Source organism: Syntrophorhabdus sp. (assembly GCA_012719415.1).
In the GTDB taxonomy this organism is placed as follows: domain Bacteria; phylum Desulfobacterota; class Syntrophorhabdia; order Syntrophorhabdales; family Syntrophorhabdaceae; genus Delta-02.
This window is the reverse complement of sequence record JAAYAK010000193.1, coordinates 1-16384: the sequence shown is the minus strand read 5'-3', so window position 1 is coordinate 16384 and position 16384 is coordinate 1. Positions and strand designations below refer to the sequence as shown.

At 58.2% G+C, this 16384-nt stretch carries 16 protein-coding genes; 3 read left to right on the top strand and 13 right to left on the bottom strand.

The annotated features are described in order from the left end of the window. Positions 1 to 162: 162 nt before the first annotated feature. The 12 genes from GXX82_11120 to GXX82_11065 form a co-directional block, all read right to left on the bottom strand. Positions 163 to 651: a response regulator gene (locus GXX82_11120; protein ID NLT23587.1), complete on the bottom strand. Its 489-nt coding sequence runs from the start codon at positions 649 to 651 to the stop codon at positions 163 to 165. Between the two features lie 30 nt (positions 652 to 681). Continuing rightward, complete coding sequence (locus GXX82_11115; GenBank protein NLT23586.1) at positions 682 to 1416, bottom strand: sensor histidine kinase; 735 nt, start codon at positions 1414 to 1416, stop codon at positions 682 to 684. A 15-nt stretch (positions 1417 to 1431) separates the two neighbouring features. After that, complete coding sequence (locus tag GXX82_11110; GenBank protein NLT23585.1) at positions 1432 to 3027, bottom strand: GAF domain-containing sensor histidine kinase; 1596 nt, start codon at positions 3025 to 3027, stop codon at positions 1432 to 1434. Positions 3028 to 3095: 68 nt separating this feature from the next. Then, a complete protein-coding gene (locus GXX82_11105; protein NLT23584.1) occupies positions 3096 to 3731 on the bottom strand; it encodes a hypothetical protein in 636 nt (211 codons plus the stop codon). Between the two features lie 3 nt (positions 3732 to 3734). Next, complete coding sequence (locus GXX82_11100; protein NLT23583.1) at positions 3735 to 4658, bottom strand: MCE family protein; 924 nt, start codon at positions 4656 to 4658, stop codon at positions 3735 to 3737. Continuing rightward, positions 4655 to 5437, bottom strand: a complete 783-nt coding sequence (locus tag GXX82_11095; GenBank protein ID NLT23582.1) for an ATP-binding cassette domain-containing protein — start codon at positions 5435 to 5437, stop codon at positions 4655 to 4657. The genes GXX82_11100 and GXX82_11095 overlap by 4 nt, the downstream gene beginning before the upstream one ends. A gap of 22 nt (positions 5438 to 5459) precedes the next feature. Further along, the gene (locus tag GXX82_11090) at positions 5460 to 6587 is read right to left on the bottom strand and encodes an MlaE family lipid ABC transporter permease subunit (protein NLT23581.1); all 1128 of its coding nucleotides are present in this window, start codon (positions 6585 to 6587) and stop codon (positions 5460 to 5462) included. Positions 6588 to 6814: 227 nt separating this feature from the next. After that, positions 6815 to 8176, bottom strand: coding sequence for a sigma-54-dependent Fis family transcriptional regulator (locus GXX82_11085; GenBank protein ID NLT23580.1), 1362 nt, complete (start codon positions 8174 to 8176; stop codon positions 6815 to 6817). Positions 8177 to 8198: 22 nt separating this feature from the next. Further along, positions 8199 to 9779 (bottom strand): hypothetical protein, encoded by a 1581-nt coding sequence (locus GXX82_11080; protein ID NLT23579.1) that lies wholly within the window; start codon positions 9777 to 9779, stop codon positions 8199 to 8201. After that, positions 9769 to 10188 (bottom strand): periplasmic heavy metal sensor, encoded by a 420-nt coding sequence (locus GXX82_11075; protein ID NLT23578.1) that lies wholly within the window; start codon positions 10186 to 10188, stop codon positions 9769 to 9771. Before GXX82_11075 ends, GXX82_11080 begins: the two co-directional genes overlap by 11 nt. Beyond that, complete coding sequence (locus tag GXX82_11070; protein NLT23577.1) at positions 10185 to 10574, bottom strand: glycine zipper 2TM domain-containing protein; 390 nt, start codon at positions 10572 to 10574, stop codon at positions 10185 to 10187. The genes GXX82_11075 and GXX82_11070 overlap by 4 nt, the downstream gene beginning before the upstream one ends. Positions 10575 to 10639: 65 nt before the next feature. Continuing rightward, entirely contained in the window at positions 10640 to 11098 is a 459-nt protein-coding gene (locus GXX82_11065; GenBank protein NLT23576.1) for a periplasmic heavy metal sensor, read from the bottom strand. Between the two features lie 332 nt (positions 11099 to 11430). Between GXX82_11065 and GXX82_11060 the strand changes: the two genes are divergently transcribed. Genes GXX82_11060 through xseA form a run of 3 tightly spaced genes read left to right on the top strand, consistent with a single transcriptional unit; the run spans position 11431 to position 14810 of the window. Then, positions 11431 to 12309 (top strand): hydroxymethylpyrimidine/phosphomethylpyrimidine kinase, encoded by an 879-nt coding sequence (locus GXX82_11060; GenBank protein NLT23575.1) that lies wholly within the window; start codon positions 11431 to 11433, stop codon positions 12307 to 12309. Beyond that, on the top strand, positions 12306 to 13592 hold the full coding sequence (thiC, locus tag GXX82_11055) for a phosphomethylpyrimidine synthase ThiC (protein NLT23574.1): 1287 nt from the start codon (positions 12306 to 12308) through the stop codon (positions 13590 to 13592). The genes GXX82_11060 and thiC overlap by 4 nt, the downstream gene beginning before the upstream one ends. Next, positions 13593 to 14810 carry an exodeoxyribonuclease VII large subunit gene (gene xseA, locus GXX82_11050; GenBank protein NLT23573.1) on the top strand — a complete coding sequence of 406 codons (1218 nt, stop codon included), beginning with the start codon at positions 13593 to 13595 and terminating at the stop codon, positions 14808 to 14810. Positions 14811 to 14940: 130 nt separating this feature from the next. On the opposite strand, the gene GXX82_11045 is transcribed toward xseA, so the two are convergent. Further along, complete coding sequence (locus tag GXX82_11045) at positions 14941 to 16203, bottom strand: cyclic nucleotide-binding domain-containing protein (protein ID NLT23572.1); 1263 nt, start codon at positions 16201 to 16203, stop codon at positions 14941 to 14943. Positions 16204 to 16384: the final 181 nt, after the last annotated feature.

Genomic DNA, 16384 nt, shown 5'->3' with positions numbered 1-16384 from the left:
TAATAGGTGATGGGTAATAGGTGATAGGTGGAGCGGCACATCACATATCTGGCTCCGAGGGTTCACTTCGTTGCCCTATAACCGATTACCCATCACCTATTACCGGCAGGGAAAAAGAAAGCGGGCTCGCGGCCCGCTTTCTTTTTCCCTGCTTGAACTTTTCTACTTCACCCATTCCCTCCAGGTGAGGCCCGTCTTCTTCTCCCAGTCCGATTCGAACCTCTCCGTGAAGAAGTTGTGGAGCTTCTCGAACAGACGGGTCCACCCCGACTGAAAGTCTGTGGTGAGGACGTCTTCGAGGAAGGGGACTATCTCGCCGAGCTTGTCTTTCGGGAGGTAGGCGCGTGCCTTCATCTCGTAGGATTTCTTGAGGGCCTCGGGGCTCAAGGCGTGGGCGGTCAGCATGGCGACCTTGAGGTCCTTCTTCACCGCAATGTCAAGGAGGTCGAAGCCGCGGACGCCCATGATGTCAAGGATGACGATATCATAGCTCTTGGAGTCGAGAAGGGCGGACGCCGCCTCGAAACTCGTCGCCGTATCGAAGGTGCACTTCGGGCACCCGTCCATGATCTCTTCTTCGAGGACCTTGAGAACATCCGGTTCGTCATCGACTGCCAGTATCTTCTTTCCGTTGAGAATCGATTCTGCCATTGTTACCTCCTTATATTTTTGATTCCGACATCACAGGGGAGGTATGCGCACGGTGAAGCATGAACCCGTGCCCTCTCCGCTTTTCAGTGATATCTCCCCCCGCATCTTCTCGACAAGGTTCTTTACGCAGGAAAGACCGAACCCCAGGCCCTCGGGCTCGCCCTTTTTTCTGTTGACGTGAAAAAAACGCTTGAATATATAGTCCTGCTTCTCCGGCGGTATTCCCTCACCGTCGTCCGTAACGGCTATGACGAGGTCGAGGTCCCCCGTTATGGTGAGCCTCATGGTGTTCTTCCGGTACTTGAGGGCGTTGGAGATGAGGTTCCTCAGGATCTGGCGTATCTTCTTGGGGTCGTGGGTAAAGGGGGTCTTCTCATACCTGCCTGTGACCTCTACGATGATGCCGCTGCGCGCGAGGATCTCCGCGTAGGAGGATACTTCGGCATGCGTCAGTTCCTCGCCGATGGCCGGCGCCGCGACCTCGACGGCATCGATGAGCGCCTCCCTGAGGATATCGGAGACAAGGAATGTGTCACGTCTGAAAAGACCTTCTTCGGAACGGTAGACCTCGATGATCTCAAGAAGGAGGGCCTTCGCCTTTTCGGCGTTGCGCTGCGCCCTCTTCAGGGTGTCCCGCTGATATTCATTGTAGGGTTCGCACTTGTCTTCCTTGCTCAAGAGGTTGTTGACGCTGGTCAGTACGATCGACAACGGACCGGTGAGATCGTGGATAAGCAGGTCAACGAGGGGATCTTTACGGGTCATTTACAAGGCCTTGGATTAAGGAGTTGACTCGTCCCTAGTACTGGTCTTAAGATATTCTTTCGCAGCGGGAAAAGTCAAATAAAAAGTAGTTCCGCCGGTTTCCAGGCAGTCCTGCCGGCGCGAGACGAAGCGGCACTCGGAGATCCTCCCGGGACACAGGTCCCTGTCGGTGGGGATGTGAACACAGCGGGAGCTCTTCATCGAGATGTCGAAGCCGAAACGCCGCCCGTACACCTTCATCTGGAAGAGGTCGAGTCCTTTGCCGCCGGCTCCGAAGTCGTATGCGTTCTTCGAACCGTACAGGTCGGTGTCCTGGGTGTGGAAAAAGCCTTCGAATACGTGATCCTTGTTCTGTTCGGTGATCCCAATGCCGTAATCCCTGACGGCAACGGTGACGCTCCTTTCGTCCGTTGTAACGGATACCTCGACGAGGCCCCCGTCAGGCGTGTTCTCCACGGCGTTCTTGAGAAGCCCAACCATCATGTCCCGCACCACGACGACGTCCATGAATATGGAGGCCTCCTCGTCTCCGCTCAGGCGGAATTCGATATCGCGGTGGGGCGCGTTGGCCCGGGAGTCTGCTATGGCCTTTTGAGCCACGGGGTAGAGGAGGAACATGCTTTCCGATCTGCTGTCGGGAGGGATGTAGTTGGCGACGCATTCCTTGAGGGTCTGCCAGTGTTCCCTGGTGTCGACGGGGATGTCCATGCCTTCGATCCTCTTCCAGAGGTTCTCGAGTTCGTCGACGAGGTTTTCCTCCTCCATCTCGCGATAGGCGAGGATGATCTTCTCAGATTCCTTCTGCACCTCGAAAAGGCGCGTCATGTAATGCTTGAGGATATCGAAATACCCCAGCACCGAGGCCCCCTGGGGTTCTCTGGATATCTTCCTCTTCAGGATGCGCAGATACCCCTGGATGAGGGCAAGGGGTGTCTTCAGCTCGTGGGAGAGGTGATCGAGGGCCTTGCCCTTTGCCTTGTTGAGACGCGCAAGTTCCCTGCGTGACTCTTCCAGGGTGTCCATACGCTCCTTCTGGAGCTGGGCGATCTCGATAAAGACCGAGGCGTGGTTGGTGAACATCCGGAGGAGCGCCTCATCCTCGGCGGTAAACCTTCCCTCGCGCTTGTTGATGAGCTGCATGACCCCGAGAGCGGCGCCGGACCTCGAGAAGAAAGGCATGCAGAGCATGCTCTTCGTTGTGTAGCCTATGGCCTCTTCGATGTAGCGGAAGAAGCGGGGGTCCTCGTGCGCATCCTCGACATTGACGGTCTGTCCCGTGTGGAAGGCGTACCCCGCGAGTCCGACGTGGGATGGCGTGCGGAACTCCCTGCCTTCGATCTCGAAGACCATCTTTGTCCAGAGCTCATCCGTTTTCGGGTCGTAAAGAAGGAGGTTGAACCTGTCTGCTTCAAGGACCTCCTTGGCCTTCGAAGCTATCTGGATGAGCATGTCGTCGAGGTTGAGGTCGAGGCCGATGAGGCGCCCGAGCTCGAGCATGGACGAGAGCTTTCGCTCCGAGGTGCCGAGGGCCCGTTCACAGACAAGGAGCTGTTCTCCGGGCGGTTCCGGGGACCCCATCTTGAAGTCGTCTTCCGGGTTTTTTTCGGGCACCTGTTAGATCCTTATAGTCTCGACGTGAATAATATTTGTCAAAAGGGGCGGTCTGTCAAGAGTTCCTGTCATTTTTCGGCGCCTTCCCTGAGAGCGGCGGCTATGTCCGCCACGATCTTGCCGGAGAGTTCCTTCATGGCGGCGCTCAGCGCCGCCGCCAGGGCGTCGGGGGAACTGCCGTCCATGGGAACCGAATGGGTGTACTGTCTCTGAAAGACCACCTGTTCCACGGGGTTTTTCGCTTTCGTGTCGACGAGGGTGATACGGAGGCTTAAGAGCCCCTTGCCTTCGGTCTCGCAGAACTCGTCGATATAGCCTTCCAGGATATACCGGGAGAGGTCGGAATCATACCAGGAGTATGTGCCCTTGAAGATCCCGGCACGGGTGATGTCCCTGAGGGCGAAGCCCGTTACCATGTCCGCCGGGTTGACGCGCCATCGGCTGTAGTCGTATGTATCGAAACGGTACTGTCCTTTTCGTATTACCATGGAAGTGGAATTGAACGCCGGCGCGACGGCAAACCTCTCCACGCGGATGAGCTCTTTCGCGGGCTCGTCGGCGGTGCCGGCGGGGGGCGCGTAATCAAGGGTGTACTGGTCCATGATGAAGGGCGGTTTCGTCCTGCCGAGACAGCCCGCGACGAGCGTGAGGCACAGGAGGGAAAGGAGAAGAAGCGTCGCTGTTCTTGTGAGTGATCTTTTCATCGTTTACCTCTTTTTCGGGGGTGGATCGCTGAACAGGATATCCGACGGATCCGCCTTGAGACGCTCGATGAGCTGGTCCAGGTTCTCCGATGCCCTGCGCAGGTTCTCGCCGGTGAGCTGGACCTCCATGGTGATCGTCTTTGACCGGCGCGAGATGTCCTCGATCATCCTCGTTGTCTTCAACGCGGTCTCGGCGAGCCTCATCTTCTCAAGTTCCGACTTTACCCGGGCGATCGTCTCTTTGGCATCGCGCACCGTGTCCCGGGCGTCGCTCAGGATCTCGTCGGCCCTGCCGTCACCGACCATCTTCGCCAGCTGGTTCGCGGAATCGGAAAGGGTCCGGGTCATGTTCTCCAGGTTCGTGATTATCCCCGTCATCTTTTGTCCCGCAAAGAAGGTATTGACGCTTTTCGTCGCCGACACGAGTTCGTCGGAGATGGCTTTGAAGTCCACCTCCTTCATCTTCTTCACCACGTCGTCGACGCCCGACACGATCTCCTGGATCTCCGACGGGTTGGAGGGGATGACGGGATAGTCGGGCTCGAAGGTGATCTGCGGTGTTCTTGCGATGTCTCCCTTCTTGCGGTGGTCCAGTTCGACATAGACTATCCCCGTTATTCCCGCCGCCTTCAACTTCGCGATGGTCGCGTTCGCTGCGTCTCCGCTGAAGTTGATCTTCATGACGACCTCGATAAGGCGGTAGTCGGGCGCGACGCCGATCTTTTCCACCATGCCGATCTCGACACCCCTGTACTTGACGCTCGAGTCGACCTGAAGCCCCTGAACGGATTCGTCGAAATAGGTGACGAACCGCTCGCCCTTCTGCAGGTACTGGGAGGCGCCGAGCCAGATGATGGTCCCTACAGCTATCAGGGCGCCCGCAAGCACGAAAAAACCTACCAGGAAATAGGTCTTCTTCTTTATCATGGTGTCATTCCTTCACTCTTTTTTTCCGTGACCCGCCGGTTGAAGAAGTCCGTGACCCGGGAGTCATCGGAATCCGTCCGCAGCACGCGGGGGTCGCCTTCGGCGATGATGCCCTTCGCGTCCCTGTCGAGCATGATGATACGGTGGGATATATTGAATATCGTCTCCAGTTCATGGGTGACGATGACCATGGTTGTGCCGGTCCCTTCATTGAGTTTCCTGATGAGGACGTCCAGTTCGGCTGAAGTGACGGGGTCAAGGCCCGCCGACGGTTCGTCGAGGAAGAGCATGGCAGGGTCGAGCGCCATCGCCCGCGCTATCCCGGCGCGCTTTTTCATGCCCCCCGACAGTTCGGACGGATAGTGGTTGTCATACCCGGCAAGCTCCACCATGCCGAGCTTCATCCTCACGATCGATTCTATGTCCTTCATCGACAGGCCGGTGAATTCCGTGAGGGGAAGGGCCACATTCTCTCCTATGGTCATGGAGCCGAAAAGGGCGCTTGACTGGAAGAGCATCCCGATGCCCATGTGCAGCTTTCGAAGCTCCCGGTCGTCAAGTTTCGACGTGTCCGTCCCGTTGATCCAGATGTCCCCCTCTGCCGGGGTCTCTATGCCAATGACGTGCTTGAGGAGCGTCGATTTTCCACACCCGCTTCCCCCCATGATGACGAATATCTCACCGGGCCGCACTTCAAAGTTGACGCCCTTGAGGACCGTGTTGCTGCCGTATCGCACGGTCAGGCCTTCCACTTTTATGACCGGTTCGGTATTGTTCACGTTTTCCTTCCCACCCTGGTGCCTAGATGTAATGCAGTATTATAGCAAAGGTCGAATCTATGACGATAATGAGAAATATGGACGTCACCACCGCCGACGTCGTGGCATTGCCCACGGCCTCCGCTCCGCCGCGCACCTTGAAGCCCCTCTGGCAGCCGACGGTCGAGATCGCCGCCGCGAAAACGACGGACTTTATGAGCCCCGACACGATGTCGAAGATCGATATCGCCTTCATTGTCTGCTGGATGTACGTGAAGATCGTGAGGTTGAGGCCCAGCACCCCGACGACCAGGCCGCCCATTATGGCGAAGATGCTGGAGAATATCGTGAGGACGGGCACGGTTAACAGGGAGGCGATCACCTTCGGTACGGAGAGAAAGCGCATGGGGCTGAACCCCATGGTGGCAAGGGCGTCGACCTCCTCGTTCACCTTCATCGTGCCGATCTCGGCGGCAAAGGCGGAGCCGGACCGGCCGGCAACGATGATGGCCGTCATGATCGGTCCCAGCTCACGGACCATCGCCACGGCGACAAGGGAGGCGACGTAGATGTTCGCTCCGAACTGCTTCAATTGGAGGGAGGACATGAACGCCATGATGAGGCCGAGGAGAAAACTGATGAGGCCCACGATGGGCATGCCGTCCACGCCGACCTTCTTCATGTACGATACGGTGTCGTTCCATCGGACCTTTCGAAGGTGCGTGAGGGAGTGGCCGAGCTCGCAGATGAGCTCCCCGCTGAAGGATATGATATCGTAGATGTCCCGCACGGCCGCAAGGGAAGCGACACCCAGTTGCTCGACGATGTTCATGCGCCGTTCCCGGGGCGCCAGGCTTGGCTTTGTCAGGGCATCCCTGTCGATGAGGCTCAAGATCCCCATCTTTTCCCGGGAGAGTCCGGAGAGCGCGAAGGGTACGGAGTGTTTCCGGGCCTCGTCCTCGAGCTCGACGATGAAGAGGGCTCCCGCCGAGTCGAGATAGGTGACTCCGCTCATGTCGAGGTTGACCCTTGAGGGGCTGTGCGGGTCGAAAATGGCAGAGATGAGCCCGGCCAGCTTGCCGAAGCGCTCGAGGTCCATCCTGCCCGTGAGGACAAGCGTGACTGTCCCGTTCTCGGCCGGCTCTATGCGATAAGAATTCTCGTCGGGCATTTTTATCTATAACACAGAGCAGAGAAAATATGAATGCTAAAGCGTCCGGCCTTGCGTGCCTAACGGGCAGACGGGTCTGAGCGCGAAGCGCGCAAACGGGCTAACGAGGTAAGGGCAGGGACTGTCGGAACCTTATTGAGCGCAGGCTTTTTCCCTGGGAGTTTTTCTCCTTTCCCGCGTATGCCCGTTAGGCGCGCGAGCGCCGACGCGCGGGCCCGTGCACGCTATCAGCCCTCCGTGCGGGGTGACCGCGAGATCCCGTACTTCTTGATCTTGTACCTCAGCATACGCTCCGACAGGCCGAGGGCCGCCGCCGCCTTCGTCTGGACCCAGTCGGCATTTACGAGGGCTTCGATGATCATTGATCTCTCGATGGATTCCACGGTTCCCCGAATGCTGCCGTCGCCTGCCGTCGCCTGCTCCGCGAGGTTTGGCAGGTCCTGACTGGTGATATGGTCTCCCCTGGTCAGGACAATGGCCCTCTCCACGATGTTCTCCAGTTCCCTCACGTTGCCCGGGTAGTCATACTTGACCATGATGTCGCGGGCCTCCCGGGTAAGTCCCTTGACATTCTTCTTGTGCTTCAGGTCGTACTTTTTCAGAAAGAAATCGATGAGCAGTGGAATGTCCTCCCTGCGCTCCCTCAAAGGGGGGACGACGATATTGACGACATTGAGGCGGTAGTACAGGTCCTCGCGGAACGTTCCCTTTTTGACCTCCTCTTCCAGGTTGCGATTGGTCGCCGCTATGATGCGCACATCGACCTTGATGGGGTGTGTCCCTCCGAGACGCTCGACCTCTTTTTCCTGGATCACCCGCAAGAGCTTGGATTGGAGCACGAGGGGGATGTCGCCTATCTCGTCAAGGAAGATGGTCCCCTTGTTGGCAAGCTCGAATTTCCCGGCCTTGCGCTGGTAGGCGCCGGTGAAAGCGCCTTTTTCGTAACCGAAGAGCTCGCTCTCCAGGAGTGTCTCGGGAATGGCTGCGCAATTCACTTTGACGAGGGGAAACTCCTTGCGCTCGCTGAGCGCGTGGATCATGTTGAGGACGACCTCCTTTCCGACACCGCTCTCGCCGCTTATTATGCACGTTGAATCCGTCTTCGCTATCCTGACCACAAGGCTCGAGACCTCATGCATCTTCTCGCTCTGGTAGACGAACTCCTCGGACTTGAAGCGGTCCCGCAGGGTTTCGCGAAGGACCATGTTCTCGCGGATGAGATACGTCTTTTCCTCGACCTTGCGCAGCTTGAAGAGAAGATCGTCGAGATCGATGGGTTTCGTCAGGTACTCCGACGCCCCGGCCTTGAGGGCCCCGACGGCATTCTCGATGCTCCCGAAGGCGGTGACCATGACTACCTCCGTCGCCGGGTTGATCTCCTTTATCCTCTTGAGGAGGGACAGACCGTCCGTGTCCGGCAGCCTGTAGTCGAGAAGGACGATCTCGAAGATGTCCTTTTGAAAGAGGGCAAGGGCGCTTTCCCCGTCAGATGCCTCGCCCACCGTGTAGCCTTCTTTCCTGAGCAGCCCACCAAGGAGCGACCTCTGTGTCTGTTCGTCTTCCACGATCAATATGCCGACCCTGTCCATAACCGTGACCCTTCCTTTCCCTTTACGCCGTCATTGCGCCGTCATGCCTCAGGGGCAGGACGATGACGAAGGTGGTTCCCTGCCCGGCCGCGCTCATCACCTTGATGTCGCCGCCGTGGTCTTTCACTATCATGTAGGATATGGGCAGTCCGAGACCCATGCCTTTGTCCTTCGTGGTGTAGTAGTATTCGAATATCCTCGCCAGCTCTTCCTCGCTGATCCCGGAACCGGAATCCCTGACCGATATCTCGACGAGGGGTTCCTTTTGCTTCACCGCTATGGCGATCTTTCCGCCGTCCTTCATGGACTCTATGGCGTTTATGATGATGTTGTAGAATGCCTGCTTTAGCCTGTCCCGCTGACATTCCACGTGGATGCCCGTGCCCGTGACGTTCTCTATGAAGATACCCTTCGAGGAGGCCTTCTCCCCGACGATGATGATAACCTCTTCGAGCAGATCGCGAAGGTCCTCCCTGCTGAAGGGGGCCTGCGCCCTCGTCGATTGGAGGAACTCCTCGACTATTCCGTTGACCCGCGTGAGCTCTTTCCTGATGATGTCGAGGAAGGTGAGATAGTCCTCTTTCTTCTCGTCCGAAGGGACGAACTCCCTCTTGAGGCGCTGTACGGAGAGACTGATGGCATTCAGGGGGTTCCTGATCTCGTGGGCCATTCCGGAAGCCAGTTTCCCCAGCGATACCAGGCGCTCCTTGATCTCCATCTCCCGCTCCATCTCCTTGACCCTCTTTGCGTATTTCCTTTCCATGACGAAGAACGCATAGATGCTTCCCGCTCCGGAAACGAAAAGAACGGCAAGGATGAGTATGAAACCGATGGCCGACCTCTGGATGGTATCCCGCGCAAGATCCCGCGAGATGAAGATCTGCATGCGAAACCCGGAGAGGACCTTCGAGGAAAGGTCCCGCTCGAGAAGGAAGGTGTTCTTTCCGGCGTCGCTGCCCCCGACAAAGAGATCGCCTTTTCCATCATAGATCTTGATGGCGTCGATATTGAACCTCTTCTCCTCCCTGTCGACTATGTCCTTGAGGATGACCTTTCTCCTCAGCGTTTCCAGCTCCGGGGCGTCGATCCTGACAAAAAGGATGCGTTCGCCCAGGCGTCGGCCGAGGACGAGCGACCTGTCACCGGCGACGGGCATCCTGATGACGGTCGTCTCTTCCCCCGAGACGATCCTCCGCACGAGCCCGGCGGGAATATCACTATTTCCTTTCCTGGCGATGATCTTTCCCCCGAGGTCATATTCGACGACGTTGGCAAGGGAGAGCGCTTCCAGGCCTTTCTCCGCCGGGTTCTTGAGGAGCCGGCCCACGGCGCTGTCGAGATCGTCGATGATGGACTCATCGAAGGCCATGATGTTGAAGAAATAGGGGGTGATGATGACGGGCGACCTGTCGAGGAAGCTCAGGTACTCGAGGTTGATGTCCATCTCTCTCTGGACGTGGGTGAAGATGATCTCCGCCTCTCCCATGAGCTGCCGTTCGATGTTGTTGCGGATGATCCTTATCTGGAAGAACCCGGTAAGTGTGATGAGAACGAGAAAGAGTGCGAAGAACAGGGGAAGGGCGACAGCCCGCTTATCTCCCATGCCGCCCCGGACGAAAACGCTGCATGTTCTTCCTGCGTTCCTGGTCGCAGAAGCTGTTGTATTGTTCGCGTTGCCTGTGGTTGAGGGTTCGCGAAACCTCGGAGCGGTATTGCTGGTAGGAGTTGTGCCGGGCGGTGTCGAGCTCCTGCAGCTCACCCTGTATCCTGCCTATCCTGGCGGAGTTGGCCTCCGGCTCCCGGCTCAGTTCCCTGAGTTCCCTGTGCTTTCGCGACGACTCCCTCCTCAGGGACTGCCATTCGTTGATGTACCTGTTCCTTATGTCCTCAACCTGAGTTCTCTGGGGCTCCGTCAGTTGAAGCCCTCTCTCGAACTCGGAATATGAATTCTGAGCCCGGAGAGAGGGTGTTATGAACACGCACAGGAGGAGGAAGAATACGACAAACGTCATGGATTCACGGGCACCCATACCTTGTGTGCGGGAACCCATTTCCCGCCGATCCACTGACCGGGCACCTCGACCCACTGTCCCGGAGGCTGGTCCTGAGGGGTCACCTGGCTCGATGCCGGATATGCCGCGGTCTGCTGAGCCGCGCCGTGCTGCTGGTTCTGGACGTGCTGGTCCACGGCGTTGCCGCCCACGGCCCCGACAAGGGTTCCCACCGCCGCGCCGATGAGCGTCGACGCGGTGTCATGCCCGATCACCTGTCCTGCAATGGCACCAAGGCCTGCCCCGATCGCGGCGCCTTTCTGGGTATTGTATCCTTCGGACGCGCATGAAACAAAAAAGAACGCCGCCACAACCGTCAGTAAGACAACTGCCACAGTTTTTTTCATTGTTCCCTCCCTTTTCATCGAGGTGACGGACCCATGGGGAGGTCCGTCACCGCACCTTCGTGTGCCTAGAACCGGGCGCAGGGCCCAAGCCCCCGCCCGCCGCCCCGCCCGCCGCCGAAGCCGGGGCCGTAGCCGGAGGAAGTCAGCTTCTGAAGCTGCTCCGGAGTGTAGACCTTCCTCTGCTCAAGTTTGAACCGGACCGTTCTGTCGCGCATCTTCTGTCTCAGTGTATCGACTTCCTTTTCCTTTGCCAGGATCGTCGCGTCGCTCGCCTTGGGATCTGAATACAGCGTCCTCAGCTCATTGCGTTTCTGGAAGAGTTCGTAACGCAGTGTCGAGGTTTCGGTATTGAATCTTTCCCGTATCTGCCACATCCGGTCCATTTGCTCCTTGGAGAGGTCCACGCCCGGGCCATACCCATGTCGATATCCTTTCGGGCCCAAGCCCCCCGGCCCGACTGCAAAGACGGTCGATGCCGTTGCAATGAACAGGACCGCCATGATGACTCCCAAAATCTTCCTCATTGTAACCTCCTCATATGGCTTTTTGCAAATCATGGTTCTCTTTTTCGCAATTACCGTGCCATTCGCGGAATGTGTTTGCAACGTGCCATAAACAAAGGAGAAGTCGGATTATGAGCGTTGATGGCCGGAGGATTTCACGGAAACAAATGTCGACGCCCGGGGAAAACCTTCGACAAAACCGTCGAGCACCCCCCGCACGGGACCCGGCGGTTCTTCAGGTGGTTCCAGTGGTTCCAACGGTTTGCCCTGTGGGATTTGTATGGCTCTCGACAGTGCAAGTGTGGTATAGTTTTCAGTTTTAAAATCCAAGGGGTATGTGCGAGCTGCCAAAAATGAAAAGCCTTGTCTCCATAGCCGGGTTTGATGCCTCTTCGGGGGCGGGTATCGTGAGGGATGTCGATACCTTCTTCTCTTTCGGCTTCCATGGTATCGCCGTGCCGACCTGCACCGTGGTCCAGGGTCCCCGCGGCGTGGAGCGCGTGGAGGCGTCGTCGGAGGAGCTTTTTCGTGACACCCTCCGGTCGGCCACGGCGGGGGTTTCGCTGAAGGCCGTGAAGATAGGTGTTCTCTGCGACGAGCCCCATGTCAGGGTGACGGCGCACTTTCTGGCGAGGAGGAAAGATACGCCCGTCGTCCTCGATCCTGTGTTTGCGGCCAAGAACGGCATTCGGCTCATCACGGATGAGGGCGTTGCGGCGTGTATCGACACGCTCTTTGAGAAGGTCACGGTCATAACACCCAATGCTGAAGAGGCCTCCGCCATCACGGGCACGAAGGTAGGGACGGTGAAGGCTGCCAGGAAGGCGGCGGAAAGGATACACGCTCTCGGGCCCAGGGCGGTCATCATAAAGGGAGGCCACCTGGAGGGTGATCCCGTCGATGTGTTGTTCGACGGAAGGGAACATGTCTTGTACAGGAAGGCGAGACTTCCCCGGTCGATCCACGGGACGGGTTGTTCCTTTTCCTCGGCACTCGCCTGTTTTCTCGCGGCGGGGTATTCCCTGCCTCGTGCTTTCATGGCGACCCAGGGATATCTCGAAAGACTCTTTGGATCGAGCTACAGGATCGACAGAAAAGGACACTTCTACGTCTCTTCGGCAATTGAAAGGACATTTCAACACGGCAAAGGGGTACATGAAAATACAAGGGGCTCGCGGGAGACTGCCGGAAGACCCGGGTCCGTTGAGAATATGGAGATGATACGACCATGAAAAACCAGCTTATTGCAGCACGGGAAGGAAAGATCACGAAGGCGATGGAGCGCGTTGCCCGCGATGAAGGCATCGATAAGGAACAGCTCCGCCGTCACATCGCGGAGGGAAAGATCACGATTCTCGCGAACAACCGACACAGGAACTTCACCCCGAAGGGTGTGGGCAAAGGCCTTTCCGTCAAGGTCAACGCCAACATAGGCACCTCTCCGGAGCGGGTGAACATCGACGAGGAGCTGGAGAAACTGACGGTTGCCCGTGAGGCAGGGGCAGACGCGGTCATGGACCTCAGCACCGGCGGCAATCTTGATGAGATCCGCAAGATCGTCGTAGATGCCGCGAAGATCCCCGTCGGTACCGTTCCGATATACCAGGCCGCCATCGAGACCGCCAAGAAGAGAAATGCGATCACCAGGATGGAAGCTGATGATATCTTTGAGGTGATCGAAAAGCATGGCGCCGATGGGGTTGATTTCGTGACCGTTCATTGCGGTGTTACGAAGAGCGCTCTCGAACGCTTGAGGAAACAGGGAAGAGTGACGGACATTGTGAGCCGGGGCGGCGCCTTTCTTGCTCAATGGATCATAGTCAACGGCAGAGAGAACCCTCTCTACGAGAATTTTGACCGCCTCCTTGGCATTGCGAAGAAATACGACATGACGATCAGCCTCGGGGACGGTCTTCGTCCCGGCTGCATCGCGGACGCGACCGATCGCGGGCAGATCGAGGAACTCATCATCCTGGGAGAGCTTTGCGCGGAGGCCCTCGAGCAGGGTGTCCAGGTCATGATCGAAGGGCCCGGCCACGTTCCGATCGACCAGATCGAGACAAATATGGTCCTGCAGAAGAGGCTCTGCAACGAAGCCCCTTTCTACGTTCTCGGTCCCGTCGTCACCGATATTGCACCCGGTTACGACCACATCACGTCCGCCATGGGCGGCGCCCTGGCGGCATATCACGGCGCCGACTTCCTGTGTTATGTCACCCCCACGGAGCATCTGGGCCTGCCCATGCCGCAGGATGTCCGCGACGGTGTCATCGTCACGAAGATAGCTGCCCATGCCGCCGATCTTGCCCGGGGGAACCAGAAGGCCTTTGCCCTTGACAGGGCCATGTCTCAATATCGAAAAGCCCTCGACTGGAAGGGACAGATCGAATGCGCCATTGATCCGGACAAGATCAGGGCCTTCCGCAAGGAACGGAACCTGAAGAACGATGTCTGCAGCATGTGCGGAGAGTACTGCTCCATAAAGCTCATGAAGGATTACCTGAAGAAAAAGTAAATGACCCTCTACCCGCGTGAGGATGAAGGGCTTTTGACGGTATCGGAGCTGACGGCTGAGCTCAAGCGGTTCGTCAGCGGTCGGTTCCGCGATGTTCGCGTTGAAGGAGAGGTCTCGAACGCGAAGCTTTATCCCTCGGGACACTTCTACTTTACCCTGAAGGACGATCTTGCCATGATCCGTGGTGTTGTCTTCAACTATGCCGCGCGCGTCCCCTTGGGCAGGGTCATAAAAGACGGCGAGCGGGTCCTGTGCAGGGGGCGCATCGATGTCTACGAGAAACGCGGCGAGTATCAGCTGATAGTGAGCGACATCCTGGCGAGCGGCGAGCGGGGCCTCACCTACCTTCGGTTCCTCGAGCTCAAAGAGAAGCTGCTCAGGGAAGGCCTCTTCGACGAAACCCTCAAGAAGCCCCTTCCGCAGTTCCCCCGGCGCGTAGGGATAGTTACCTCTCCGGTGGGCGCCGCGATACGGGACATGCTGAGGGTCATGCACGAAAGATGCGGCACCGTGGCCGTGGAGGTCTGGCCGGCGACCGTGCAGGGCGAAGACGCGGCCCGTGAGATCATGGAGGGGATCGGATATTTCAATCGGAGCGGGCAGGTCGATGTCATCATCATCGGAAGGGGAGGGGGCTCGTACGAGGACCTGGCCTGCTTCAACGATGAAGGCCTGGCAAGGGCCGTGTTCGCTTCCCGGATACCGGTCGTCTCCGCCGTGGGCCACGAGGTCGATTTCACGATAGCGGACTTCGTAGCCGACGTGCGAGCTCCCACGCCGACGGCCGCCGGCGCCCTTGTCGTTCCCGACCGGGAGGACCTTGCCCGCTACATCCTCGGCCTCAAAGACTCCCTGTGCCAGTCGATGGAGAAGAAGATCGAGAGGGCCCGTTACATGCTTGTCAGCAACGTCATGGATTTCAAGGACAGGAAGGATTTCTTCACCTCCCACCGCCTCTACCTCGATGATCTCACCGTCGGCCTCACCCACAACATCCGGCTCTACATGAAGAACGCACGCACAAGGTTCGATGCCCTCAGCCAGAGGATGCATGACCTCAACCCCAGGGCGATCCTGGCGAGGGGTTACTCCATAACCTCGAGGGCCGACAGCGGCACCGTCATCACCGACTCCTCCGCAGTCTCGCCGGGCGATGCCCTTTCGATCACGCTCCACAAGGGTGGTCTCGACGTGTCGGTGGTCGACAAAAAGACGTAGACGGGCAAACGGGTACGCGCGGAAAGACAAGGGACCAGCAAGAGGGCATGCCGCAAATCGCGGTTTTCGTGTCTTCACCCCGTCCGCACGTTGGGCGCGTCAGCGCCGAACCCGTATGCCCGTCCACGCATCAACCGTCAGGTTGATGTTGAAAGAGGGACTCGTCGGTGTCCTTGAGTCTGCCGGCCATTTCTTTGAGCAGGGAGAGGACTATGGGGGCGTTGTCGCGGAGGATGAGGTCGAAGTTCTCCTGGGAGATGGCGACGAGTTCCGTGGGACCGTCAGCCGCGCGGGCGGTTGCCGACCGCGGAGTGCCAAGGAGCATGGATATCTCGCCGAAGTAATCCCCGGCAGTCATGGTCAGGATGTGCCTGCCTCCGCGAATGATATCCACCGCTCCGGACACGATGTAATACATGGCGCCGCCCGGGTCACCTTCCTCGAATATGATGTCGTCACGGCTGCAGCGCCTGACGAACCTGCTAAGGAGCCCTTTCGAGAGGGACCCGCGGACGTTGCCGGCGAAGACGCGTTTCAGGAGGAGGGCGTCGCGCTTCCCCGTGTTCACGGCGACCTCGGCCCCGAAAAGGATGGCAAGGAAACAATAGTAGACCCACACGATCATTACGAAGAGCACCTTGAGCGAGCCGAACGTTTCCCCGTAGGCGGGGTTCGTTTTGAGGACAAAGGCGAAGACTTCCCTCATGGCGACGATGAGGACTGCCGAGATGACGCAGGCTCCCGCAAGCTTCAATGCGGTCAGCCTCACAGGCAGAAACACCCTGTAGAAGAAGGCCATGCAGAGGGCGGCGACGCAGGTCGAAACAAGAGCGCTCCCGGCGCCGGTGAGGGCGAGGCCTCGATCCCGCAGGATGTGCTCAAGTGCGAGAAAGAGCATCTCGGCACCGATGAGCACGGCGAAGAGGAGGAACATGGCCGCCGCCCTTCGCGCGTTACCGAGCTGGACCGCGAACAGTGACGTCGGGGGTTCCTTCCTGAAGATCTTGAGAAAGGTCGTCATGAGGGAATCCACGAGGGACATGGCGGCGATGAAGACAACGATGGCGGCGGCGCCGCCGAGGGCGAGGGGGTGCCCGATCGTTGCCGAGAATTCGACGCTCATCCAGTCCCGGATGCGGGGGAAGAGATGGTCGATAAGGCCTTCAATGCCAGCAATTACCCATGCGGCCGCGCCTCCCGTGCCGGCAGCGAGGCTGGCCACGAGGAACAAAAGAGGGACGAGGGCAAAGAAACTGTACGTTGCCAGGGCGGCGGACATCTCGAAGTCGTTGTTGCCGAGGAAGGACCCCAGGGATTCGCGGAGGACGATCCCGGCGACACGCAACGGATGGCCCGTTCTTTCGGCGGGAGAGATTCTTTTCAGGGATGCCATGGATGGTCAATTATAACAGATGAGGAGGGATCAGGGAACAGGGAAGAGAGGACAGGCGGCAGGGAACAGGGAGCAGGGCGTGCGGGGTGGGAAGCGTGGAGCGGGGCAGACGATAGGACTTATAGGAGAATAGGACCTATAGGACCAATAAGACCTATAGGACGCTTAGGACCTATAGGAC

Coding starts and splice junctions, on each gene's coding strand:
- GXX82_11085 (NLT23580.1), bottom strand. CDS start 8,176: ATGGACAGGGTCGGCATATTGATCGTGGAAGACGAACAGACACAGAGG.
- GXX82_11075 (NLT23578.1), bottom strand. CDS start 10,188: ATGACGTTTGTCGTATTCTTCCTCCTCCTGTGCGTGTTCATAACACCC.
- GXX82_11120 (NLT23587.1), bottom strand. CDS start 651: ATGGCAGAATCGATTCTCAACGGAAAGAAGATACTGGCAGTCGATGAC.
- xseA (NLT23573.1), top strand. CDS start 13,593: ATGACCCTCTACCCGCGTGAGGATGAAGGGCTTTTGACGGTATCGGAG.
- GXX82_11105 (NLT23584.1), bottom strand. CDS start 3,731: ATGAAAAGATCACTCACAAGAACAGCGACGCTTCTTCTCCTTTCCCTC.
- GXX82_11065 (NLT23576.1), bottom strand. CDS start 11,098: ATGAGGAAGATTTTGGGAGTCATCATGGCGGTCCTGTTCATTGCAACG.
- GXX82_11115 (NLT23586.1), bottom strand. CDS start 1,416: ATGACCCGTAAAGATCCCCTCGTTGACCTGCTTATCCACGATCTCACC.
- GXX82_11045 (NLT23572.1), bottom strand. CDS start 16,203: ATGGCATCCCTGAAAAGAATCTCTCCCGCCGAAAGAACGGGCCATCCG.
- GXX82_11090 (NLT23581.1), bottom strand. CDS start 6,587: ATGCCCGACGAGAATTCTTATCGCATAGAGCCGGCCGAGAACGGGACA.
- GXX82_11100 (NLT23583.1), bottom strand. CDS start 4,658: ATGATAAAGAAGAAGACCTATTTCCTGGTAGGTTTTTTCGTGCTTGCG.
- thiC (NLT23574.1), top strand. CDS start 12,306: ATGAAAAACCAGCTTATTGCAGCACGGGAAGGAAAGATCACGAAGGCG.
- GXX82_11070 (NLT23577.1), bottom strand. CDS start 10,574: ATGAAAAAAACTGTGGCAGTTGTCTTACTGACGGTTGTGGCGGCGTTC.
- GXX82_11060 (NLT23575.1), top strand. CDS start 11,431: ATGAAAAGCCTTGTCTCCATAGCCGGGTTTGATGCCTCTTCGGGGGCG.
- GXX82_11080 (NLT23579.1), bottom strand. CDS start 9,779: ATGGGAGATAAGCGGGCTGTCGCCCTTCCCCTGTTCTTCGCACTCTTT.